Origin of the sequence: Mycobacterium xenopi (assembly GCF_009936235.1) — a bacterium.
Classification (GTDB): domain Bacteria; phylum Actinomycetota; class Actinomycetes; order Mycobacteriales; family Mycobacteriaceae; genus Mycobacterium; species Mycobacterium xenopi.
On the sequence record NZ_AP022314.1, the window covers coordinates 1,180,275 to 1,202,648 of the forward strand.

Annotated in this window: 19 protein-coding genes, 3 pseudogenes and 1 riboswitch; of the genes and pseudogenes, 11 read left to right on the forward strand and 11 right to left on the reverse strand. The window is 67.3% G+C overall.

Translation table 11 applies throughout. From position 1 onward, the window contains the following. Positions 1-100: 100 nt before the first annotated feature. Together MYXE_RS05490 and MYXE_RS05495 are read right to left on the reverse strand one after the other, a co-directional pair. Positions 101-1,505 (reverse strand): annotated as a pseudogene (locus MYXE_RS05490) (IS1380 family transposase). Between the two features lie 182 nt (positions 1,506-1,687). Beyond that, positions 1,688-2,899 carry a pyridoxal phosphate-dependent aminotransferase gene (locus tag MYXE_RS05495; protein ID WP_085194687.1) on the reverse strand — a complete coding sequence of 404 codons (1,212 nt, stop codon included), beginning with the start codon at positions 2,897-2,899 and terminating at the stop codon, positions 1,688-1,690. Between the two features lie 194 nt (positions 2,900-3,093). Between MYXE_RS05495 and MYXE_RS05500 the strand changes: the two genes are divergently transcribed. Both MYXE_RS05500 and MYXE_RS05505 read left to right on the forward strand, forming a co-directional pair. Then, positions 3,094-4,305, forward strand: coding sequence for an acetyl-CoA C-acetyltransferase (locus MYXE_RS05500; protein WP_085194685.1), 1,212 nt, complete (start codon positions 3,094-3,096; stop codon positions 4,303-4,305). 4 nt (positions 4,306-4,309) lie between these two features. Then, positions 4,310-6,447, forward strand: a pseudogene (locus tag MYXE_RS05505) (3-hydroxyacyl-CoA dehydrogenase NAD-binding domain-containing protein). Between the two features lie 17 nt (positions 6,448-6,464). Here the strand turns inward: MYXE_RS05505 and MYXE_RS05510 are convergent. The 3 genes from MYXE_RS05510 to MYXE_RS05520 all read right to left on the reverse strand — a co-directional run bounded on the left by MYXE_RS05510 (position 6,465) and on the right by MYXE_RS05520 (position 9,289). Next, on the reverse strand, positions 6,465-7,070 hold the full coding sequence (locus MYXE_RS05510; RefSeq protein WP_085194681.1) for a class I SAM-dependent methyltransferase: 606 nt from the start codon (positions 7,068-7,070) through the stop codon (positions 6,465-6,467). A 140-nt stretch (positions 7,071-7,210) separates the two neighbouring features. Beyond that, entirely contained in the window at positions 7,211-8,074 is an 864-nt protein-coding gene (locus MYXE_RS05515) for an LLM class F420-dependent oxidoreductase (RefSeq protein WP_085194679.1), read from the reverse strand. 3 nt (positions 8,075-8,077) lie between these two features. Continuing rightward, entirely contained in the window at positions 8,078-9,289 is a 1,212-nt protein-coding gene (locus MYXE_RS05520) for an FAD-dependent monooxygenase (protein ID WP_085194677.1), read from the reverse strand. Between the two features lie 76 nt (positions 9,290-9,365). On the opposite strand from MYXE_RS05520, the gene MYXE_RS05525 reads away from it, so the two are divergent. From MYXE_RS05525 to MYXE_RS05540, 4 genes are all read left to right on the forward strand, one after another. Beyond that, positions 9,366-9,902 carry a TetR/AcrR family transcriptional regulator gene (locus tag MYXE_RS05525; RefSeq protein WP_039891152.1) on the forward strand — a complete coding sequence of 179 codons (537 nt, stop codon included), beginning with the start codon at positions 9,366-9,368 and terminating at the stop codon, positions 9,900-9,902. Positions 9,903-9,918: 16 nt separating this feature from the next. Then, complete coding sequence (locus tag MYXE_RS05530; RefSeq protein ID WP_085194674.1) at positions 9,919-10,908, forward strand: LLM class F420-dependent oxidoreductase; 990 nt, start codon at positions 9,919-9,921, stop codon at positions 10,906-10,908. Between the two features lie 87 nt (positions 10,909-10,995). Beyond that, positions 10,996-11,409 (forward strand): Zn-ribbon domain-containing OB-fold protein, encoded by a 414-nt coding sequence (locus MYXE_RS05535; protein WP_003922729.1) that lies wholly within the window; start codon positions 10,996-10,998, stop codon positions 11,407-11,409. Between the two features lie 10 nt (positions 11,410-11,419). Next, positions 11,420-12,565: a thiolase family protein gene (locus MYXE_RS05540; protein ID WP_085194672.1), complete on the forward strand. Its 1,146-nt coding sequence runs from the start codon at positions 11,420-11,422 to the stop codon at positions 12,563-12,565. Between the two features lies 1 nt (position 12,566). Here MYXE_RS05540 and MYXE_RS05545 read toward each other — a convergent pair whose 3' ends face one another. After that, complete coding sequence (locus tag MYXE_RS05545; RefSeq protein WP_085194670.1) at positions 12,567-14,219, reverse strand: DNA repair helicase XPB; 1,653 nt, start codon at positions 14,217-14,219, stop codon at positions 12,567-12,569. Between the two features lie 43 nt (positions 14,220-14,262). Further along, on the reverse strand, positions 14,263-16,530 hold the full coding sequence (locus MYXE_RS05550; protein WP_085194668.1) for a helicase-associated domain-containing protein: 2,268 nt from the start codon (positions 16,528-16,530) through the stop codon (positions 14,263-14,265). Positions 16,531-16,661: 131 nt separating this feature from the next. Between MYXE_RS05550 and MYXE_RS05555 the strand changes: the two genes are divergently transcribed. The 4 genes from MYXE_RS05555 to MYXE_RS05570 all read left to right on the forward strand — a co-directional run bounded on the left by MYXE_RS05555 (position 16,662) and on the right by MYXE_RS05570 (position 18,573). Continuing rightward, the gene (locus tag MYXE_RS05555) at positions 16,662-16,862 is read left to right on the forward strand and encodes a hypothetical protein (RefSeq protein WP_003922735.1); all 201 of its coding nucleotides are present in this window, start codon (positions 16,662-16,664) and stop codon (positions 16,860-16,862) included. 81 nt (positions 16,863-16,943) lie between these two features. After that, positions 16,944-17,369, forward strand: coding sequence for a cyclic pyranopterin monophosphate synthase MoaC (moaC, locus tag MYXE_RS05560; RefSeq protein WP_232061809.1), 426 nt, complete (start codon positions 16,944-16,946; stop codon positions 17,367-17,369). Next, the gene (locus tag MYXE_RS05565; RefSeq protein WP_085194664.1) at positions 17,369-17,851 is read left to right on the forward strand and encodes a MogA/MoaB family molybdenum cofactor biosynthesis protein; all 483 of its coding nucleotides are present in this window, start codon (positions 17,369-17,371) and stop codon (positions 17,849-17,851) included. The genes moaC and MYXE_RS05565 overlap by 1 nt, the downstream gene beginning before the upstream one ends. A gap of 296 nt (positions 17,852-18,147) precedes the next feature. Further along, positions 18,148-18,573 (forward strand): molybdenum cofactor biosynthesis protein MoaE, encoded by a 426-nt coding sequence (locus tag MYXE_RS05570; protein ID WP_085194703.1) that lies wholly within the window; start codon positions 18,148-18,150, stop codon positions 18,571-18,573. Positions 18,574-18,576: 3 nt separating this feature from the next. Here MYXE_RS05570 and MYXE_RS05575 read toward each other — a convergent pair whose 3' ends face one another. The 4 genes and pseudogenes from MYXE_RS05575 to MYXE_RS05590 all read right to left on the reverse strand — a co-directional run bounded on the left by MYXE_RS05575 (position 18,577) and on the right by MYXE_RS05590 (position 21,786). Next, positions 18,577-19,599, reverse strand: coding sequence for a transglycosylase family protein (locus MYXE_RS05575; protein ID WP_085194662.1), 1,023 nt, complete (start codon positions 19,597-19,599; stop codon positions 18,577-18,579). A gap of 9 nt (positions 19,600-19,608) precedes the next feature. Beyond that, a riboswitch (cyclic di-AMP (ydaO/yuaA leader) is annotated at positions 19,609-19,819 on the reverse strand. A 210-nt stretch (positions 19,820-20,029) separates the two neighbouring features. Beyond that, positions 20,030-20,302: a MoaD/ThiS family protein gene (locus tag MYXE_RS05580; RefSeq protein WP_003922740.1), complete on the reverse strand. Its 273-nt coding sequence runs from the start codon at positions 20,300-20,302 to the stop codon at positions 20,030-20,032. A gap of 4 nt (positions 20,303-20,306) precedes the next feature. Next, a pseudogene (gene moaA, locus MYXE_RS05585) lies at positions 20,307-21,385 on the reverse strand (GTP 3',8-cyclase MoaA). Continuing rightward, positions 21,382-21,786: a YccF domain-containing protein gene (locus MYXE_RS05590; protein WP_085194660.1), complete on the reverse strand. Its 405-nt coding sequence runs from the start codon at positions 21,784-21,786 to the stop codon at positions 21,382-21,384. The pseudogene moaA and the gene MYXE_RS05590 overlap by 4 nt, the downstream one beginning before the upstream one ends. 157 nt (positions 21,787-21,943) lie before the next feature. Between MYXE_RS05590 and MYXE_RS05595 the strand changes: the two genes are divergently transcribed. After that, entirely contained in the window at positions 21,944-22,351 is a 408-nt protein-coding gene (locus MYXE_RS05595) for a cold-shock protein (protein ID WP_003922744.1), read from the forward strand. Positions 22,352-22,374: the final 23 nt, after the last annotated feature.

Sequence of the window (22,374 nt, forward strand, 5' to 3'; positions counted from 1 at the left end):
GCGGTGGGGCGTGGGTGATCCGCTGGCCTGTACCAGCTTTCCTTTGGGTTCCTTGGGTCGGGCCTGGGATGGCGGGGCGGACAGGGCTTGGAAGGTGGGGTCAGGCGGCGCGGGGTTGCGCGATCGGGTAACCGATGACGTTGTGCCACAGGGCCTTCCATCTGGCTCGCCAATGCCAGTGGGCGGGTAGGTGCAGCATTGGTTTGCGGGCCGGGGCGGCGAAGCGGGCCGGGATGTTGATCAGGTCGCGGCGCAGGGTAGCCCCGCGGGCCCACGGCATGGTGGCCACCGGCGAGGGTGCCGACGGCGCGCAGCAGGTTATGGGCGATCACCGCGCAGGCCAGCCAGGCGCAGTTGGCCGCGAACAGCCCCGACGGGATGTGTGCCAGTGGGCCGTCGATTAAATCGGCGAAGGTGGTTTCGATGATGGCGTGGCGTCGGTGGGTGATATCGGCCTGGTCGACCGGCAGCGCGGAGTTGGTGACAAACGGGTGATAGCGCCACACCGGAAACAACGCATCCAGGTGGCGGGCGTCTTTGACCCGGCGCACTACCAGCCGCACGGTCAGTGTTCGGCCGCGGGCCAGGCGCAGGGTGTAGGGGGTTTCGGCGACCTGGGCATCGGAGATCAACGCCCCGGTGTCGGGGTCTTCGACCGCGCCCGGGTAGTGCACCGGGGTCCAGGCGGCCTCGTCGATGGCGGCGATCGCGGCGTTGATGCGCTTGTTGCGGCTGATCGACAGGGAGAATTCGGCGCCTCGCTGAATGCAGGTGGTGATCACTTTCTTGGTGCCAAACATTGAGTCGCCGCGCACCAGGATCGGCGCGTCGGGGTTGATCGCTTTCGCGGTGGTGATCGCCTGCTTGAGCTGGTATGCGGCACCGCGCCCGGAGGCGGCTTTGCCGCTCCGTAGCTGCGCCTCGGCGATCACCGGCGCGGCGGTCGCCGTGGAGATGGTGGTGATCTGTGGGGACAGGCCCAGCCGCAGCAGCGCGCGGCTGGCGATCTTGGCATGACCGAAGGAGGCGCCCTGCTTGGCGTGGCCGTAGACCGGGCGCAGCAGCGAGTCGATGTCCAAAAACATCCGCTCGTCGGCGCCAGCCAGCAGCGGGGTGCGCGCCGCCAGTGCGATCAGATGCTCGCGGGCCACTGCGGCGAGTTGTTTGGTATGCCCGAAGGTGAACTCGCGCAAAAAGATCCCCAACGTCGATGGGGCATATACCTCGTTGAACACCCGGGGTGTGCCGCCGGCGCGCAGCACATTGGCATCATCGATGCTGTCCGCGCCGCACATCATCCCGGCGACGATCGAGGTCAGCTTGCCAGCCGGGTTGACCGCGCCGGACTTCACCCGAGTCGACGGCAGATCCACGCGCTCGTTGATCAATTCCGAAAGACCGGTCTGCTCAGCCAGTTCCAGCACTGGCACCAACCCGGCCGCCGACAGCAGATTCTGCTCGTCAAACACCGCCGATCCGGTGGTGAACGTATACGATGAGTGCATCGAAAGTGCCTTCCCGGACTATGGACAAATGCGGCCTCAGCACTCGTATTGTCCCAGTTCAGAAGGCATTTTCGCTGTTCACACGCCGATCAAATCACCGGAACCATCCACGGATTTAGGCTTAGTCAAACGGGCCAGCAACATCGTGTTGGGCACCGCGACCGAGGGGCTACGCGAGCGGGTTATGGGCCGGGCGCAGGACGCCCGTCAGCCGCAATAGCGCTTCGGTCGCGAAGCGCCGCCAGTCGGCGGATCGCCTCATCGAGGGTGTCGTCCCGTTTGGCAAATGTGAACCGCACCAGGTGATTCCAGAGCCTCGCCTGCTCGCCGTCGGGGTCACAGAAGGCCGACATCGGGATCGCGGCCACCCCCACCTTCACGGGCAGTGCGGCACAGAACGCGGTGCTGTCGTCGTGACCCAAAGGGCGAGGGTCTGCGCACAGGAAGTAGGTGCCCGAGCTGTCGTGGACGTCGAAGCCGAGGTCGGCCAGTGCGCTCGCCAGCCGGTCGCGCCTGGCCTGCAGCGCGGTGCGCAGTGCGGCCACCCAGGCCTCTTCGTTATTGAGCGCCTCGGCCACCGCCGGTTGGAACGGGGCGCCGCCGACGTAGCTCAGATACTGCTTGGCTGCCCGTACTCCGGCGATGAGATCCGCTGGGCCGCAAGCCCATCCGATCTTCCAGCCGGTGCAATTGAACATCTTGGCAGCACTGGAGATGGTGATGGTGCGCTCGGCCATGCCCGGGTAAGTGGCCGGCGGCAGATGACGGCGGTCGTCGTATACCAGGTGCTCGTAAACCTCGTCGGAGATGACCAGCAGGTTTGCTTCGACGGCGATTTCCGCGATGGCCGCCAGTTCGGCGTCGGTGAGCACCGTGCCGGTGGGGTTGTGCGGCGAGTTGACGATCAGCGCTTTGGTGCGCGGCGTCACCGCACGGCGCAGCGCGTCGACGTCTAGCGCGAAGCCGCGGCCATCCAACACCAGGGGGACGACAACCCGCCGCGCCCCGGCCATGGCCACCACCGGCGAGTAGGAGTCGTAGAACGGCTGGATCAAGATCACCTCGTCGCCCGGCTCCACCAGTCCGAGCACCGCCGCGGCGATGGCTTCGGTCGCGCCGACCGTCACCAGCACTTGGGTGTCCGGATCGTAGTCGACGCCGTAGTGCCGTCTGCGGTGTGCGGCGATGGCTTGGCGTAGTTCCGGGACACCGATGCCCGGGGGGTACTGGTTGACTCCCCGCGCGATGGCGTCCTGCGCGGTTTTCAACATCCCGGGTGGGCCGTCCTCGTCGGGAAAACCCTGCCCGAGGTTCACTGCGCCGATCCTTGCGGCCAGCTCCGACATTTCGGCGAAAACCGTGGTCGCATACGGCCGCAGTCGCGACACCGTCATGGTCCTTCAGCGTAGAGCGCTCGGCTTAGCGCTCGCGAATGGAACGCCACGGCGAGAAATCGGCTGGAACCTGGGCCTGGCGTTACGCCGGAAGGGTCCGACGCCTCCCAACCAACAGGTTGATCGGCGGCTTTGTTAGGGTGACGGGCTGTACGCGCCCTATACGCGCCGCAACCAGTGAAGAGGAATCAGCCATGTCCGAAGAAGCCTTCATTTACGAGGCTATCCGCACACCGCGCGGCAAGCAGAAAAACGGCTCACTACATGAGGTCAAGCCGCTTGACCTGGTCGTCGGCCTCATCAACGAGCTGCGTCGGCGCTTCCCCGACCTCGATGAGAACATGATCAGCGACGTCATCCTCGGCGTGGTCTCGCCGGTCGGCGACCAGGGCGGCGACATCGCCCGCACCGCGGTGCTGGCGGCGGGCCTGCCCGACACCACCGGCGGGGTGCAGCTCAACCGGTTCTGCGCCTCCGGGCTGGAGGCGGTGAACACCGCCGCGCAAAAAGTGCGCTCCGGCTGGGACGACCTGGTGCTGGCCGGCGGTGTGGAGTCGATGAGCCGGGTGCCGATGGGTTCCGACGGTGGCGCGATGGCGCTCGACCCGGCCACCAACTACGACGTGGGGTTCGTGCCGCAGGGCATCGGGGCCGACCTGATCGCCACCCTGGAGGGCTTCTCCCGCGAGGACGTCGACGCCTACGCGCTGCGCAGCCAGCAGCGCGCCGCCGCGGCCTGGTCCGGAGGCTACTTCGCCAAGTCGGTGGTGCCGGTGCGCGACCAGAACGGACTGCTGATCCTCGACCACGACGAGCACATGCGGCCCGACACGACCATGGAGGGTCTGGCCAAACTCAAGCCGGCCTTCGAAGGCGTTGCGGCGCTAGGGGGTTTCGATGACGTGGCGCTGCAGAAATACCACTGGGTGGAAAAGATCAACCACGTCCACACCGGCGGCAACAGCTCAGGGATCGTCGACGGCGCGGCATTGGTGCTCATCGGGTCCGAAGCCGCGGGCAAGTCGCAGGGTCTCACCCCGCGGGCCCGCATCGTGGCGACCGCGACCAGCGGCGCCGAGCCGACGATCATGCTGACCGGCCCCACCCCGGCCACCCGCAAGGTGCTCGACCGGGCCGGGCTGACGATCGACGACATCGACCTGTTCGAGCTCAACGAGGCGTTCGCGTCGGTGGTGCTGAAGTTCCAGAAGGACTTGGGCATTCCCGACGAGAAGTTGAATGTCAACGGTGGTGCGATCGCGATGGGCCACCCCCTGGGCGCCACCGGCGCGATGATCCTCGGCACCATGGTCGACGAACTCGAGCGCCGCAAGGCCCGCCGCGCATTGGTCACGTTGTGCATCGGCGGCGGCATGGGTGTCGCCACCATCATCGAGAGGGTTTAAGGGCATGGCAGTCAACACCATTGCTTGGGAGAAGGACGCCGACGGCATCGTCACGCTGACCATAGACGACCCGTCCGGGTCGGCCAACGTGATGAACGAGGCCTACCTCGAGTCGATGGGTAAGGCCGTCGACCGCCTTGTCGCCGAGAAGGATTCGATCACCGGGGTGGTGATCACCAGCGCCAAGAAGACCTTCTTCGCCGGCGGTGATCTCACCGCGATGGTCAAGGCGCGACCGGAGGATGCGGGACAGTTCTTCGACACCGTGGAGACGGTCAAAAAGCAGCTGCGCACCCTCGAGACGTTCGGTAAGCCCGTCGTCGCGGCCATCAATGGTGCAGCGCTGGGCGGCGGTCTGGAGATCGCGCTGGCGTGTCATCACCGCATCGCCGCCGACGTCAAGGGCAGCCAGATCGGAGTGCCGGAAGTGACCCTGGGCTTACTGCCCGGCGGGGGCGGTGTCACGCGGACGGTGCGGATGTTCGGCATCCAAAAGGCGTTCGTGGAAATCCTCGCGCAGGGCACCCGGTTCAAGCCGGGCCAAGGCCAAGGAGATCGGTCTTGTCGACGAGGTGCTGCCAAGCGTCGAGGAATTGGTGCCGGGCCGCCAAGGCCTGGATCAAGGCCAACCCCGACGCGCACGTGCAGCCGTGGGACAAGCCGGACTACAAGATGCCTGGCGGCACCCCGTCGTCGCCGTCGCTGGCGGCCATCCTGCCGTCGTTCCCGTCGAACCTGCGCAAGCAGCTCAAGGGCGCGCCGATGCCAGCGCTACGGGCCATCCTCGCCGCCGCCGTGGAGGGCGCTCAGGTCGACTTCGAAACCGCCAGCCGCATCGAAAGCCGATACTTCACGTCGCTGGTGACCTCGCAGGTCGCCAAGAACATGATTCAGGCGTTCTTCTTCGACCTGCAGCACATCAACTCCGGCGGCTCGCGGCCCGAGGGCTACGAGAAGACCACGTTCAAGAAGGTCGCCGTGCTCGGTGCCGGAATGATGGGCGCGGCCATCGCCTATGTGTGCGCCAAGGCGGGCATGGAAGTGATCCTCAAAGATGTGAGCCTGGAAGCCGCGCAGAAGGGCAAGGAATACTCGGAAAAGCTGGAAGCCAAGGCGCTTTCGAAGGGCAGGACTACTCAGGAACGTTCGGATGCGCTGTTGTCCCGTATCCATCCAACCGCTGACGTCGATGACGCCGCCGGCGCTGACCTGGTGATCGAGGCGGTATTCGAGTCGGTTGACTTGAAGCACAAGGTGTTTGGCGAGATCGAGCCGGTGGTGGCGCCCGACGCGGTGCTGGGGTCCAACACTTCGACGCTGCCGATCACCGAGCTGGCCGCCGGTGTCAAGCGCGCCGAGGACTTCATCGGCCTGCACTTCTTCTCACCTGTCGACAAGATGCCGCTGCTAGAAATCATTAAGGGCCGCAAGACGTCTGACGCCACCCTGGCCAAGGCTGTGGATTTGGCGATGCAGATCGGGAAGACCCCGATCGTGGTCAACGACAGTCGCGGTTTCTACACCAGCCGGGTGATCGGCACGTTCATCAACGAGGCGATCGCGATGCTCGGCGAGGGCGTGGAGCCGGCCAGCATCGAACATGCCGGCGGTCAGGCCGGTTACCCGGCACCGCCGCTGCAGCTCTCCGACGAGCTCAATCTGGAGCTGATGGCCAAGATCGCCAAAGCGACGCGCGAAGGCGTCGAGGCCGCGGGCCAGACCTACACCCCGCATCCGGCCGAGGCCGTCGTCAACAAGATGTTGGAGCTGGGCCGGCCGGGCAAGCTCAAGGGCGCCGGCTTCTACGACTACGCCGACGGCAAGCGGGTTGGGCTGTGGCCGGGCCTGCGGGAGACCTTCAATTCTGGTTCCTCCAAGCCGCCGCTGGCCGACATCATCGACCGGATGCTGTTCGCCGAGGCGCTGGAAACCCAGAAATGCCTCGACGAAGGGGTGCTGACGTCCACGGCCGACGCCAACATCGGATCGATCATGGGCATCGGGTTCCCGCCGTGGACCGGTGGCACCGCGCAGTTCGTCGTCGGCTACCCCGGCGGTAAGGAAGGTTTCGTCGCGCGCGCCCGCGAGCTGGCCGCCAAGTACGGCGACCGCTTCCTGCCACCGGAGTCGCTCACCTCGTAGCGTCTGCTCGTCGGGGGCTACTGGCGCTGCAGCAGGTAGGTTCGGGCGTGGAATCGGGCTGCGAACCTGCTGTTGTCTGCCCAGCGCGGTTCGTCGGTCGCCGACAACAGCGACCAGGCGGGCGTGAAGCGACGTTCGATTTCCGACTGCTCGACGCCCGCCGGGCCGAAACCGCCGCGGGGCGCGAAGGCCACCATCACCAGTCGTGCGCTTGGCGCGGCGGCGGCGCTGATCTCGTCGACATAGAGGTCGCGGTCATGAGCACTCATACCGTGGAAGCACCCGTTGTCCACGATCACTTGGAATCCCGAGCCGATTCCGGCCTGACGCAAATGCGTGACGTCTGCCCGCACGAAGCTGACCGCGACGTTGGCCGCCTGAGCCTTTGCGCGAGCTTTGTCGAGTGCCTTCGGCACGAAGTCAACCCCGGTGACTTGCCATCCGTGTTGGGCCAGGTAGATCGACGCATCTCCGGTGCCACATCCCACGTCGAGCGCAGATCCTGGCGGCAGCGCGTCGGGTCCTTCGATGAGTCCGCGTAATACCGGGGACTGCGGATGGCCGTCCCACGGAGTAAAGCCCAGCCGGTAGAAGACGCGAAACAGTGTGTGTCGAGAAGCCATTGCCTCACCGTATTACGCGGGGGCCGCGGCTTAAAGTCTCGAGGTCGGCTACATTGCGGGCATTGTTTGGTCGTCGGTGCCGGGCTTGATCCGGCTAACCAGACCGCACCATCGGCTCGTGCCGACAGCTCGAGTCGCCGTTATGCGTTGCAGGCGGCGGCTAGTCGGCGCCATTGCTCGCGCGGGAAGGCCGTCTGGTCGGCCAGCAGCACTTGCACGCAGACATGGTCGGCACCGGCGGCTTGATGCTCAGCAACCCTGCGCATGACGGCCTCCTCGTCACCCCAAGCGATGATCGCGTCGAAGAGCCGATCGCTCACCTGCGCCAGGTCGTCGGAGGAGAACCCGGTGCGCAACAAGTTTTTCGCATAGTTCGGCAACGCCAAATACGCCCGCAGCCAATCGGTTCCGATCGCGCGGGCCTCGTCGGCGCTATTGGTCAGGATCACGGTCTGCTCCGGCAGCAGCAACGGGCCATCGCCCAAAACCGAACGCGCAGTGGCGGTGTGCTCCGGTGTGACGAGATACGGGTGGGCGCCTCGGGCACGAGTGGCAGCCATTGCCAGCATTTTCGGGCCCAGCGCCGCCAGCACCCGCCGCTCGGCCGGCACCGGCTGTGCTGCGGCGTCCAATCCGTCCAGGAACGACGCCGTCGCCGCCAGCGGTTTACGGTATCTGCCCGGCTGTTTCGCGTCGATCAGCGGGGCGTGGCTGACACCGATCCCCAGCAGAAAGCGGTCTCCGTGCGCAGCGGTCAGCTCGGCATGGGATTTGGCGACATCGTCGGGTGCATGCATCCACAGGTTGAGGATGCCCGTGGCGATCACGGTCTGCTTGGTGGCGGCAAGCAGTCGCTTCACTGCGTCGAAGACCGGACCACCGACGTCCGGAATCCACAGCGCGGTGAAGCCCAGCTCGTCTAATTCCGCTGCGGCCTCGGCAGATTCGGCTGGATCGCCGTAGCGCAGCTGGCTACTCCATATTCCGACCCCGGAAAGCTCCACGGGTCAATGTTGCCAGAGGCCGGCAGTGTAGTCGGGCACCGGGATCGAGTCGTGCATGCGCACGCCCTTGGTGTTCAGCTTGGCCACGGCCCGGGTGAGCGGGCTAGGCAGGGCCGACACCAGCTGGGCGCCTCGGGTCACCGCCCACAGGGCGGCCCGGGAGGCGGGGACGACGGTTTTGGCCGCAGTGCGGGCGAAAGCGCGGCTGCGTCGCACCGGTTCCCGCAGCTGGTGTTCGTAGGCCGTGAACGCTGCCTGGTAATCGCCGCCCGCGCGGGCGAGTTCCCCGGCCAGCACATAGGCGCCGACCACCGCCAGGCTGGTGCTGCCGCCGACGGCCGGACCCGGGCAGTATCCCGCGTCACCGACGAGCGTCACCCGCCCACGCGACCATGTGTCCAGCTGCAACTGGGTGATGGAGTCGAAGTAGAACGCCGGCGTGGTGTCGAGGCATTCGAGCCAACCGTCCACCCGCGGATGTATTCCGGCGAATGCGTTGCGCAATAAGTCCTTCTGCCGCGGCACATCTCGATGGTGGCATTGCAGTTCAGGGCTGTGGAACATGAATACCGCCCGTGCATCGTCCAGGTGATGCGCGCTGTAGACCCCGGCCATCCGGCCGATTTCGACGTGACCGATCATTTCCCCCTCGGGCGCAAGCGTTTTCGGCACTGACGCCACCGCCAGATATGCCCCGAGGAATTGGGTGATGCCGGCGTCGTCACCGAAAGTCAAACGCCTGACGTTGGAATGTAGCCCGTCGGCGCCGACGACGACGTCGAACTTGCGTGGCGGGGTCCGCTCGAACGTCACGTCCCCGTCGGGTGAAATGGCCGTGATCGAGTCGCCGAACAGGTACTCGATGTCGTCGCGACCGGCGTCGTAGTAGATCTCGCTGAGGTCGTCGCGCATGATCTCGACATGCCGGTCGGAGGCGGTGCGGTAGATCTTGGTTAGGTCGACGCGGATCGGCCGTCGCGCGCCGTCATGGTAGATGCTTAGTCGCGTCGTCTTGGTGGCGCGGTCCTCGATGCGGGGCAGCACGCCCATGTTCGCGGAGATCTCCATCGCCGGTCGGAACAAGTCGACGGCGTGGCCTCCGGTTTTGCGTAACGTCGGCGCGCGCTCGACGACCGTGACGTCGAAGCCGCGCCTGGCCAGCCAGTAGGCCACCACGGGTCCGGCGATGCTGGCACCCGAGATCAAGACCCGCACCGGAAACCTCCTTACTTAACGATTGGTAAGCCTAGCATGTCCGCTTACCGATCGATAAGTCAGTTAAACTTCGCAGGTGAGCCGACCCCGCTCCGATACGCGCGAGCGCATCCAAGATGTGGCCCGCGAGCTGTTCCTGCAGCAGGGCGTGCAACGCACCAGCCTGCAGGACATCGCCGACAAATTAGGGATCACCAAGCCCGCGCTGTACTACCACTTCGCCTCGCGCGAAGAGCTGATCCGCAGCATCGTGCAGCCCCTGATCGACGAGGGCGAACAGTTCATCGCCGAAAGGGAAGGCCGGGGCGGCGTCGACGTGCGCGAGTTGCTCGAGGGCTACTTCGATTTTCACTACCGGCATCGGCGCGATCTGGTGGTAGTGCTGGCGGAGTTCGCCATCCTCGAAGACCTCGGCCTGATCGAAAAGGTGCTGGCGTGGCGGGAACGGCTCGGCAAGCTGGTGTTCGGGCCGAAACCGACGCTGGCGCAAGCGACCCGCGCGGTGATCGCGTTCGGCGGCCTGCAGGACTGCTGTCTGCAGTTTCCCGACGCACCCGTCGAGAAGCTGCGTGCCGCGGCGGTCGAGGGCGCGCTGGCCGCCCTGGGCCTTTGACATAGGGTCGGCAGCTATGCGTTTTGGACTGTTCATTCCGCAGGGCTGGCGGCTGGACCTGGTGGGTATCGCACCCGCCAAACATTGGGCGGTGATGCGCGAGCTGGCCGCCTACGCCGACGCCAGCGCGTGGGATTCACTGTGGGTCTACGACCACTTCCACACCGTGCCGGTGCCGACCGGCGAAGCCACCCACGAGGCGTGGTCGCTGATGGCGGCCTATGCGGCGGCGACATCGCGGATCAAGCTGGGTCAGATGTGCACGGCGATGAGCTACCGCAACCCGGTTTATCTGGCCAAGGTGGCCGCGACGGTCGATGTTATCTCCGGCGGCCGAGTGCAGATGGGCATCGGCGGCGGCTGGTACGAACACGAATGGCGCGCTTACGGTTACGGGTTTCCATCCGCGAAAGTCCGGCTCGGGCGGCTCGACGAGGGTGTGCAGATCATGCGCGACGCGTGGCGCGACGGCAAAGTCAGCTTCGCCGGTGAGCACTATCAGGCCGACGGGGCAATCGTGGCCCCGAAGCCGTTGCAGGACAATGGTATTCCGTTGTGGATTGCCGGCGGCGGGGAGAAGGTGACGCTGCGGATCGCCGCGAAATACGCGCAATACACCAATTTCACCCCGGAGCCGGAGGCGTTCTCCCGCAAATCTGAAGCGCTGGCCCGCCACTGCCGCGACGTCGGCACCGACTTCGATGCGATCGTGCGCTCGGTCAACGTGAACGCCGTGGTAGGCACCTCGGAGTCCGAGGTGAACGAGCGGCTGCAACGCATCCGCGACCGAATGATCGCATACGTGCCCGAATCGGCGGCCGATGCGATGATCGCCGGCACCAGCGGCCCCGAATCGGCCGTCGGCACGCCGAAGCGGGTGATCGAGCGGCTCGAGCGCCTGCGTGAGCTGGGCTGCCGCTACGTCATCTGCTACTTCCCGGAGGCCGCTTATGACAGGTCCGGTGTGGAGTTGTTCGAGCGCGAGGTGATCCCTGCGCTGGGCTAGGAGAATGGGATTTCCGTTTTCGCGGAATGCTGTTGTAGCGTCTGGTGGCGAGCACTATTGTCTTTTCTGACCTCGGAGGATCACCCGATGCAGAAGGCGCTGGCGCCGGACATCACTACCTGGCCCGACGACAACCCACAGCTGATCGGCAGCCGCTGCGCTGACTGCGGCGCCACCACCTTCCCAGTGCAGCAGCGCTGCCCGCGGTGCAGCGGTGGGCAGATGTCCGAGCTGTTGCTGCCGCGCCGGGGCACCGTGGTGGCCTGGACCACCCAGGGATTTCCGCCGGGGCCTCCCTATGCCGGTCCGACGGGTGACGCGTTCAGCCCGTTCGGGGTCGGCCTGGTTCAGCTTGGCGACGTGATCCGCGTCGAGGGCCGGCTCACCGAAAATGATCCGGCCAAGCTGCGGTTCGGGATGGAGGTCGAGCTGACCATGGTGCCGTTGACCACCGACGACGACGGCAACGAGGTCATGACATTCGCGTTCCGGCCGGTCTGAGGAGTCTGAGATGAACGATGTGGCAATTATCGGTGTGGGCCTGCATCCGTTCGGGCGCTTCGAGGGTAAGTCCGCGATGGAGATGGGCGCCGAAGCGATTCAGGCCGCGCTGGCTGACGCGAGCCTGGACTGGAAGGACATTCAGTTCGGTGTCGGTGGCAGCCACGAGGTGTCCAACCCGGACGCAGTCACCAGATTGGTTGGACTGACCGGAATTCCGTTTACCGACGTGTTCAACGCGTGCGCCACCGCGGCAAGTGCCACGCAGCTGTGCGCCGACACGATCCGGCTGGGCAAGTACGACATCGGCATCGCGGTCGGTATGGACAAGCATCCGCGCGGCGCTTTCACCGACGACCCCGCCAAGCTGGCCCTGCCGGCCTGGTACGCCGAGAACGGGCAGTTCGTGACCACCAAGTTCTTTGGGATGAAGGCCAACCGCTACATCCACGAGCACGGCATCTCAGCTGAGACGCTGGCCAAGGTGGCCGCCAAGAACTACCGGAATGGGGCGTTGAACCCCAACGCTTTTCGGCGCAAGCCGCTAACCGAAGAGCAGATTCTCGGTTCGCCGGTGCTGAATTATCCGCTGACCCAGTACATGTTCTGCGCTCCCGACGAGGGAGCGGCGGCGGTAATCATGTGCCGCGCCGACATCGCACACCGGTACACGTCGAAACCGGTGTATTTGCGGGCTGCCGAGATCCGCACCCGCAGGTACGGCGCCTACGAGGTGCACGCCACCTTCGCGCCGATCGAAGAAGACGTGTCGCCGACCGTCTACGCGTCGCGGGCCGCGTTCGAGGCGGCCGGGGTAGGGCCCGAGGACGTCGACGTTATCCAGTTGCAGGACACCGACGCCGGCGCCGAGGTGATCCACATGGCGGAGGCCGGATTCTGCGCCGACGGCGATCAGGAGAAGCTGATCGCCGACGGCGCCACCGAAATCAGCGGCCCGATGCCGGTCAACACCGACGGCGGGCTGATCGCCAACGGTGAGCCGATCGGCGCGTCGGGGCTGCGGCAGGTTCACGAGCTGGTGCGTCAGCTGCGCGGGGAGGCGGGGGACCGTCAAGTGGGCGGCACACCGCGGGTCGGCTTTGCGCAGGTGTACGGAGCGCCGGGTACCGCCGCCGCGACGATCCTGACCACGTAGGCTAGATTGCCGGGCCCAGCAGGTCGTCGGCGTCGCGGATGACATAGCCGTAGCCCTGCTCGGCCAGGAACCGCTGCCGGTGGGCGGCGTATTCGGTGTCTTGGCTGTCGCGGGCCACCACCGAGTAGAACACGGCGCCGCCGCCGCCTGCCTTGGGCCGCAGCAACCGGCCCAGGCGCTGGGCCTCCTCCTGCCGCGACCCAAATGTCCCCGAAACCTGTACGGCCACAGCGGCTTCCGGAAGATCGATGGCAAAATTGGCCACCTTAGACACCACCAGGGTGGTGACCTCGCCGCGGCGAAACGCGTCGAAGAGCGCCTCACGCTCGGCGGTCTTGGTCGACCCTTGGATCACCGGCGCCCCCAGCAGGGCCCCCAGTTCTTCGAGCTGGTCGAGGTAGGCGCCGATCACCAATGTCGGTTCGCCCGGGTGGCGACTCAGGATCGACTTGACCACCGCGATTTTCGAGTGCGCGGTCGAGCAGACGCGGTACCGCTCTTCGGGTTCGGCGGTGGCGTACCTCATCCGCTCGTTGTCGGTCAGCGTCACCCGCACCTCGACACATTCGGCGGGAGCGATCCAGCCCTGTGCCTCGATGTCCTTCCACGGCGCGTCATAGCGCTTCGGCCCGATCAAGCTGAACACGTCACCCTCGCGGCCGTCTTCGCGGATCAGCGTGGCGGTCAGCCCCAACCTTCGCCGCGACTGCAGATCGGCGGTCAGCCGGAACACGGGGGCCGGGAGCAGATGCACCTCGTCGTAGATAATCAGTCCCCAGTCGCGGCTGTCGAACAGCTCCAGGTGCCGATAGTCGCCCTTCCTGTTGCGGCGGGTCATCATTTGATAGGTGGAGATGGTGACGGGGCGAATCTCCTTGCGTTCGCCGGAGTATTCGCCGATCTCGTCAGCTGTCAGCGACGTGCGGGCCACCAACTCGCGTTTCCACTGCCGCGCGGCGACGGTGTTGGTGACCAAGATCAACGTCGTCGCACTGGCTTTGGCCATGGCCGCCGCGCCGACCAACGTCTTGCCCGCCCCGCACGGCAACACCACCACCCCGGAGCCCCCGGACCAGAAGGACTCTGCCGCCAACCGCTGGTAGTCACGCAGATGCCAGCCGTCTTCCCGCAGGCTGATCGGATGCGCCTCACCGTCGACATAGCCGGCGAGATCTTCTGCGGGCCAGCCGATTTTGAGCAGCATCTGCTTGACCCGGCCACGCTCGCTGGGATGCACGACGACGGTGTCCGCGTCGATGCGGGCGCCGAGCATGGGGGTGATCTTCTTGTTGCGCAGCACCTCTTCCAGCACCGCGCGGTCCAGGCTTACCAGAGTCAGGCCGTGTGCGGGATGCTTGACCAACTGCAGCCTGCCGTAGCGGGCCATGGTGTCGACGATGTCGACCAGCAACGGCTGCGGCACCGCGTAGCGGGAGTAGCTGACCAGCGCGTCCACCACTTGTTCGGCGTCGTGCCCGGCGGCGCGGGCGTTCCACAGGGCCAGCGGGGTGATGCGGTAGGTGTGCACGTGCTCGGGCGCGCGTTCCAATTCAGCGAACGGCGCAATCGCCGCGCGCGCATCGCCGGCCAACTCGTGATCGACCTCGAGCAGCACCGTCTTGTCGGACTGCACGATCAGCGGCCCGTCGCTCATGGCCCCGATTATCCGGATTCCGCCGACATCTCAGCGCCGCTCCTCATCGCCCGGCGTCGTCGTCGGCGCGCGCCACGGACGTGATGCGATGGACGGCGAAGTCGCGCAGCCGTCCAGACGCGGAATCGAAGGCCACCAGTTGGCCGCCGCGCAAGGTGATCGGCGATACCACGCGCTGGGTGGCCACCCCTGCGGCATCGACGTAGCCGATCACTACGGTGGCGGCATCGCGGACCGCCTGCTGCAGCAGCGCCATGACCGTCGCGGGATTCGCGCGTATGCCGGCAAACGGTGCCGCGGTGACTTTGCGCAGCACCGAGACCACGGCGCTCAGGCTGTCGCGGGTGGGTCGGGGGATCGGGCGCAGCGTGCGACGATACTGGGGGGTGGGCACTCGGGCACCGCGGACGCCGAGGTCGACGATAGTGCCCGAGGAATCCTCGGCGGCCGGGGCGAATCCACCGTCGCGCAGGGCCGCCAGCACTTCGGAGATCGGTGCCTGCGAGACGGCCACGGTCGGTGCCAACACCCGTAGCTGTAGCTGTTCGGCGGCGGGCGTGGCCACCGCCTGGGCCAACAGCGCGGGATCTTCGCAGCGCACAAACGATGCCGCCATGCCGACCCGAAGCTGCCCGTGGCGCCGGGCAACATCGTCGATGAGGTAGGTAAGGCCCTGCGGCACAGGTGTTTTCGAGTGCTTTTCAAATAGCGCGTGCAGCGAGTCGGCAGTCTTACCGAGGTCTAGGGCATGCCGGATCGACTGTTCGCTCACGCGGTAGACCATTGCCGCGCCAGCCGACTCGACGGTGGCGACGGCGGCCAGTTCCTCGGCCAGGTGCCGGTCCAGCGGGCCGGGCACCACCACGGTCAGGTCGGCCTGCACCAGGAAGTGGTCGATCGGTTCGGGAAGCGCCCGGCGCATCGCGGCGACCACGGCGTCGTCGCTGGTCTGCGGGTCCAGCAGTGCGCGGCCGGGCGTGCTGATCGCTCCGCGGCCGACCAGGCCCAGGAAGTGGGCTTCGTCAAGCAGGTCTGCGACCGGGCCGGGCTGCAGCCGCTTTGCCCACCGGGGACGCCGCCACACCAGTGTTGCCGACGCGGAGGTCTGATCGACGCCGGCACCGGGCGGCAGCTCGGCCAGCAGGCCCAACAGCAGCCGGCGATCCAGCGGAGCCGCCGTCGAGTACACCGAATCCGACAGCGCACCATAGGGTTTCGCGTCGGGGCCGCGGGTGCCGATCAGCGCGGGACGGGTCGGCAGGTCCAGCCAGGTGCTGGCCAGCAGATGCCACCGCTCGGCGGTCGAGGCTTCCGCGAACCGGTCGGCGGCCACGGTTGGCGCCCAGTAGGGGCCGTCACCGTCTTCGGGCGGTGGACTGGGCATTCCGCTGGCGATCAGCCCGGCGGCCGCCGCGACTTCGAGGATCAGGCCCAGCCGCGCGTCGTCGATGCCGGTCGCCTTCGCTAGCCGCTTGACCTCGCGGACCCCCAGCCCGCCGCTGCGCAGCTCGGGAACCGGTGCGGCGGATAGGGTTTCGAGCAGCACGTCGAGTTCACGCAGCAGGTCGATAACGGCGCCCGCCGCCGCGGCGTCGGCGTCGGCTTGGGTGGTGGTCGTGACGACCGGGTCGGGCGCGGTCAGCTGCGTCGGGCCGGGGTCCTCCCCGCGCAGCACGTGACCTACCTGGCGCGGCAAGATCACTGTCTCGGCGTCGATGCGCCGCAGCAGCCCCTTGGCCAGCAGCCGGGGCACCGGTCGCTCCGGGGAAGCGCCGGGAGCCGCGTCGCGGGTGCGGCCCATCGGGGAGCCTTCCAGCAGCTTGTCCAGCACGATCAGCTCGTCGTCGTCGAGTTCGTCGATCAGCTCGACAATCTGCTCCCTGGTGCGGGTTTCGTCCTCCAGGGTCACCTGGCCGGGGTGCCAGGGCAGCCCGGCCCCGGCGTCGGCGGCCACCCGGACCTCGGTGTCGCCCCACACCAGGGCGCGCTCTTTGAGGTCATTAAGCGCGGCAAGCACCTCGGCCTCGGGCGCTCGCGCACCGATCAGTGTCAGCAGCTTGGCCACCGGCACCGGCGCAGTGTCGGCGTGCAGCACCAGCAACGCGTCGATCAGCGCCAGCCGTAGGAAGTCGAGCTCGTCGGTGGCGGCCCTGATGGATTGTCGCGCCTGGGCCCGGGCGGCCAGGGCGGCGATGCTGCCGGGCGGCGGCTGGGCAAGGTCGGGGCGGCACTCCAGTAAACGGATCAGCCGCTCGTCGGGCAAGTCGGCCAGCCAGGACCCCAGCGGGATATCCGGGGTGTGTCGGGTCATTGCTGACCAGCGTAAAGCAGTGGCGGCCGCGAAGACGACGGCGAGTAACTGCAGCTTACGAGCAAGAGGTCGAGCAACTAGCAGCGGCGGGCTCGGCCGCCTGTGACAAGCAGACCTGTCAGAATGGACGCGTGGCTGACATCGCTGAGAACAAGGCGCGCAAGACTCGCTACGTCGACAACGGCTGGCCGACGACCAATCCGGACGACCACGCGGTCAGCGAACTGCGCACCGACCGCACCGGCGCGTTGTCCCCGTTCGGGGACGTGCAGTTCCCACTGCCGCCGGACGACCTGCCCTACGTCCACCCGGTCACCGTCGTCAACCGGTAGCTGGTGACGGCGGTGTCCGAAACGGCAGCAGCATCGGGCGCAGGCCCGCTTTCGCACCTCGACGACCGCGGGGCGGCGCACATGGTCGACGTCACCGAAAAGGGCGCCACCAAACGCACCGCGGTGGCTGCGGGAGCGTTGCGGACCTCGGCCGACGTGGTGGCGCTGATCTCCGCCGGCGGGCTGCCCAAGGGTGACGCGCTGGCTACCGCGCGGGTGGCCGGCATTCTGGCCGCCAAGCGCACCAGCGACCTGATCCCGTTGTGTCATCAGCTTGCGCTGACCGGTGTCGACGTCGATTTCAGCGTTGGTGCGTCGGACATCGAAATCACCGCGACCGTGCGCAGCACCGACCGCACCGGAGTGGAGATGGAGGCGCTGACCGCCGTCAGCGTCGCTGCGCTCACGCTCTACGACATGATCAAAGCGGTGGATCCGGCCGCGCGCATCGACGACGTCCGTGTGCTTCGCAAGGACGGCGGCCGCAGCGGTACCTGGGTGCGCTGATGGGGGAGCGGTCCGCGCGAGTCATCATCGCGTCCACCCGCGCATCCGCTGGCGTGTATGACGACAGGTGTGGCCCGATCATCGCTGAATGGCTTGAACGGCAAGGGTTTTCAGGTGTGCAGCCGCGGGTAGTTCCCGACGGGGACCCGGTAGGGCGGGCGCTGCGCGAAGCGGTCGCCGAGGGCGTCGACCTGATCATCACCTCCGGCGGCACCGGCATCTCGCCGAGCGACGACACTCCTGCGCAGACCGCGACGGTGCTCGATTACGAGGTGCCCGGGCTGGCCGATGCGATCCGCCGCTCCGGGCTACCTAAAGTGCCCACCTCGGTGCTGTCGCGGGGGCTATGCGGTGTGGCCGGCCGCACCCTGATCGTCAACCTGCCCGGCTCGCCCGGCGGAGTGCGCGACGGTCTCGGGGTGCTCGCCGACGTGCTCGACCACGCCCTGGACCAACTCGCCGGCAAAGACCATTCGGGCTGATCGAGGAGTGGCGCTGATGACGTGCGCTGGCGACGATGATGCCGGCGGAGCCGGGATAGAGGAGTGGCGCTGATGACGTGCGCTGGCGACGATGATGCCGGCGGAGCCGGGATCGAGGAGTGGCGCTGATGACGTGCGCTGGCGACGATGATGCCGGCGGAGCCGGGATCGAGGAGTGGCGCTGATGACGTGCGCTGGCGACGATGATGCCGGCGGAGCCGGGATCGAGGAGTGGCGCTGATGACGTGCGCTGGCGACGATGATGCCGGCGGAGCCGGGATCGAGGAGTGGCGCTGATGACAGAAGTACTGCGCGCAGCCCTCACCGAAGAGCCGATCTTTTTGGCCGAACATGAGGAATTGGTCAGCCATCAAGCTGCGGGCGCGGTGGTGGGGTTTGTCGGCATGATCCGCGACCACGACGGCGACCGGCAGGTGCTTCGACTGGAATATTCCGCGCACCCGTCGGCCCAGCAAGTGCTCTCCGAGGTGCTACGCGAAGTCGGCGAGCAGTGCCGCGGGGTGCGCGCGATCGCCGCCAGTCACCGGATCGGCGTGCTGCAGATCGGTGAAGCGGCGCTGGTGGCCGCCGTCGCCGCTGACCATCGCCGCGCGGCGTTCGACACCTGCGCTCACCTCGTCGACACCATCAAGGCGCGGCTACCGGTGTGGAAACACCAGTTCTTCGCCGACGGCACCGACGAATGGGTCGGTTCAGCGTGAGCTCTACTGGGCCGGGTTCGCCTGAGGTTGCTGCGCCAGCGCGGCCAGTGCGCTGTTGCCGTTGATGCCCTGCGCCTGAATGGCCTGCCACAGGTCTTTGAGGAAGCCGGGATCCATGTTCTGCGGCGCCGTCGCCGGCAGCCCGTTCGTGTTGGGCATGTTCGCCGGGTCGAGCATGGGTGCGAGCTGCGGTGGTACCTGCAGGTCATGCACCGCCGAGCCCGCAGCGGCCGGATCAATCGGAAGCGCCGGTCCGGGCGCCGGGTCGGCCGGGGCCGGGGTGATGGCCCAGTACGAGACAGCCTGAGCCTCATGCACTTCCGGCGCCTCGCCGAGGGCCGGGTCATCGACTGCCGGCTCGACGGCCGGCTCGAGCGGTGGCACCGGCTCTTCGGCTGGTGCCTCGGACCCGACTGGCTCGGTATCGGGCACGGGGGGTTCGTCGACCCGTCCGGGTGCATCGAACGTCGCAGGTTCAGCCGACGGAGCCGCCTGGTCGTGGACAGCCAACTCGACGGGCGCCGCGGCTTCGTCGACCGGCAGTTCCGCCGGAGGAGTTTCTTCCGCAGGCGGAGCCTCCCACACCGCAGGCTCGCCGGTCACGGCCGCGTCCTCGGGCGGCGGCTCCACCGGTGCGGGGTCGGCGAAGACGCTACGTGGCGTTGCGCTCGAAAGGCCGCCGCCGCACGCCGGCCACGCCCCCCGCCCTTGGGTGGCAAGCACACGCTCGGCCACCGCGATCTGCTGTTCCCGGGTGGCGAGGTTCGCTGACGGGGCGTATTGCCCGCCACCGTGGGCGGCCCAGGTTCCCTGGGTGAACTGCAAGCCGCCTTGGTAGCCGTTGCCGGTGTTGATCGACCAGTTGCCGCCGGACTCGCAGCGGGCCACGCGATCCCACTCGCCGTCGGTTGCCGCTGCGGCGTGGCCCGCCAAAGCCACGCCGCCGCCGCCGATGACGGCTCCGGTAAAGGCGAGTTTCGCGACGCTGACGCTCGATGTCGTGGGCTTGCGATGCCGTCCACTCATACGCCGGTGAAGTCCTCCCTGTACGCGCCCACGAGGTCAGCTGTCGGGTTCGGGCTGGAGAGGTTGCCCGGCCGTCGTCGTCATCCGGGGAAACGACGTGGCTTCACCCCTAGGAGCCGCGGACGGCTCCAGGTCCGATCCGGGCGGACCGGTGGGTCCCCCGCCTCCATCCACCCGGTTGACTCCCCGCCTACTGGATGGAGCTCGGCGCTATAGGCGGGGAGGGCCCGCCCCCTGGTGTGCCTCGGCAAGCCCGCGCAGAACGGTAGCGGCTCAAGCCGATTGAGTCATTTCTGCGTTCCCACGGCGTTTCGCCCAACGCCGTCGCGCAAAAAGCCAGGAAAGCGCAGCGTTAACGCAGGCCAGCGGCTTCGAGATCAGTCCGTAGCCGCACCGTGATCGCTTCGTTATGTGAGGGAAATCACAGAGCTCAACCGCCGGCGAAGGGCGGCAGTACGTCGATTGTCTCGCCGGAACGAAGCGCGGTGTTTGCGTCGCGTACGGCGATGCCGTCGCACAGGTAGGAGCAGCGGCTGAGCACCTTCGCCAGCCGCGCGTCCTTGGCGGCCAAGCCGTCGACCAGGTCAGCCACGGTGGCCCCGGGCCGCACCGACACGGTTTCCGAGTCGGCACCTGCGGCCGCTCGTGCCGCCGCGAAGTAGCGGACAGTGACCCGGACGACGCCGGGCTCGTCGCGGGCCATGGGTTCAGCCACCGATCGCGCTCATCGGACGGTCCGGCTGGATAAAACCCGGGTCGTTGATGCCATGCCCGGCCGGCTTGCCCCACATCGCGGCACGCCACGCCGCCTCGATCGCGTCGTCGTCCGCGCCAACACGCAGCAGGGTGCGAAGGTCGGTCTCCTCGGTGGCGAACAGGCAGCTGCGGATCTGGCCGTCGGCGGTCAGCCGGGTCCGGTCACACGCCGAGCAGAAGGCGTGTGACACCGAGGCGATCACCCCGACCTTTCCGGCGCGTCCATCCGCGTCCTCGACCAGCCATAGCTCGGCAGGGGCCGACCCGCGGGGCGCCGGGTCGGGCCGCAACCGGAAGTACGGTCGCAGCGCCGCGAGCACGTCGTCGGCGCTGAGCGCGGCACCCCGTCGCCACTGGTGCCCCGCATCCAGCGGCATCTGCTCGATGACCCGCAACTGGTAGCCGTGTTCCAGGCAGAACCGCAGCAGGTCGACGACATCTTCGCGACCGGTCACTGGGTCCAGCACCGCGTTGACTTTGATCGGCTCCAGCCCGGCGTCCTTGGCGGCGGCCAGGCCGCCAGCACATCGGGGAGCCGGTCGCGGCGGGCGATCGCCGCGAAGCGGGCGCGGTCAACGGTGTCCAGCGACACATTGACCCGGTCCAGGCCGGCTTCGGCGAGCGCCTGTGCCCGCCGCGCCAATCCCAGGCCGTTGGTGGTCAGCGCGATCTCGGGCCGGGGCCGCAAACCCGCCGCGGCGGCCACCACCTCTTCGAGGTGCCGCGCCAACAGCGGCTCCCCGCCGGTGAAGCGCACACTGGTGATGCCGAGCCGGGTGACGGCGATGCGCAGCAGTCGCGTCAGCTCGTCCGGGCGTAGCAGCTGGTCGGTCGGTAGCCAGTCCAAGCCCTCGGCCGGCATGCAGTAGGTGCACCGCAGGTTGCACCGGTCCGTCAACGACACCCGCAGATCAGTGGCGATCCGGCCATAGGTGTCCACCAGCGGGCCCGCCGTGGGCGCATCGGCATCCAGGACAGCACCGTCTGGCCGGCGCCGCAGCGTCGGCAGGCCTAGCGCGGTCACCGTCACGTGCGCACCCACTCGGCCTGGGTTGTCGCGCCGACCGGCACGATCTCTTTGCCCAGCGGCACCAGCGACACCGGGATCAGCTTGAGATTGGCCAGCGCCAACGGGATCCCGATGATGGTGACGGCCATCGCCGCCGCGCTCACCAAATGCCCGATCGCCAGCCACAGCCCGAACAGCACCACCCAGATGACGTTGCCGATCAGCGCGCCGGTCCCCGCTCCCGGTTTCTCGACGATGGTGCGCCCGAACGGCCACAGCGCGAAGGACGCGATGCGCAGCGCCGCGAATCCGAACGGGATGGTGACGATCAGAACGAAGCACACCAGCGCAGCCAACAGGTACCCCAAAGCCAGCCAGAGGCCACCGAAGATCAACCAGATGACGTTCAGGATCAGGCGCATATCTCCTCCAGCGGTACTGCCAGCCTACCCAGGAAACAGGGGTGCTCGTAGGGCCGGCATCCGAGTAGGATCAGCTATCAATCGCGTCCTGCACAGGCGGGGCGCTTCCTTGTGCAGCCCATCGTAGTTTGACCCGTCAGACAAGCAGGTGAGACCAGTGCCGACTGGCAAGGTGAAGTGGTACGACGCCGCAAAGGGGTTCGGCTTCTTGTCGCAGGAAGACGGCGAAGACGTCTACGTCCGCTCCTCGGCGTTGCCCGAGGGTGTCGAAGGCCTCAAGGCGGGGCAGCGTGTCGAGTTCGGTGTGGCCACCGGCCGCCGCGGCCCGCAGGCGTTGAGCCTCAAGATAATTGATCCGCCACCCAGCCTGGCTCGGGCGCGCCGCGAGGGCGCCGCCGAGCACAAGCACAGTCCCGACGAACTGCACGGCATGGTCGAGGACATGATCACCTTGCTGGAAAGCACGATCCAGCCCGAGTTGCGCAAGGGCCGCTACCCCGACCGTAAGACGGCCCGGCGGGTTTCCGAGGTGGTCAAGGCCGTTGCCCGCGAGCTCGACGCCTAGTTTGCTGCGCCGGACTCGGGTTT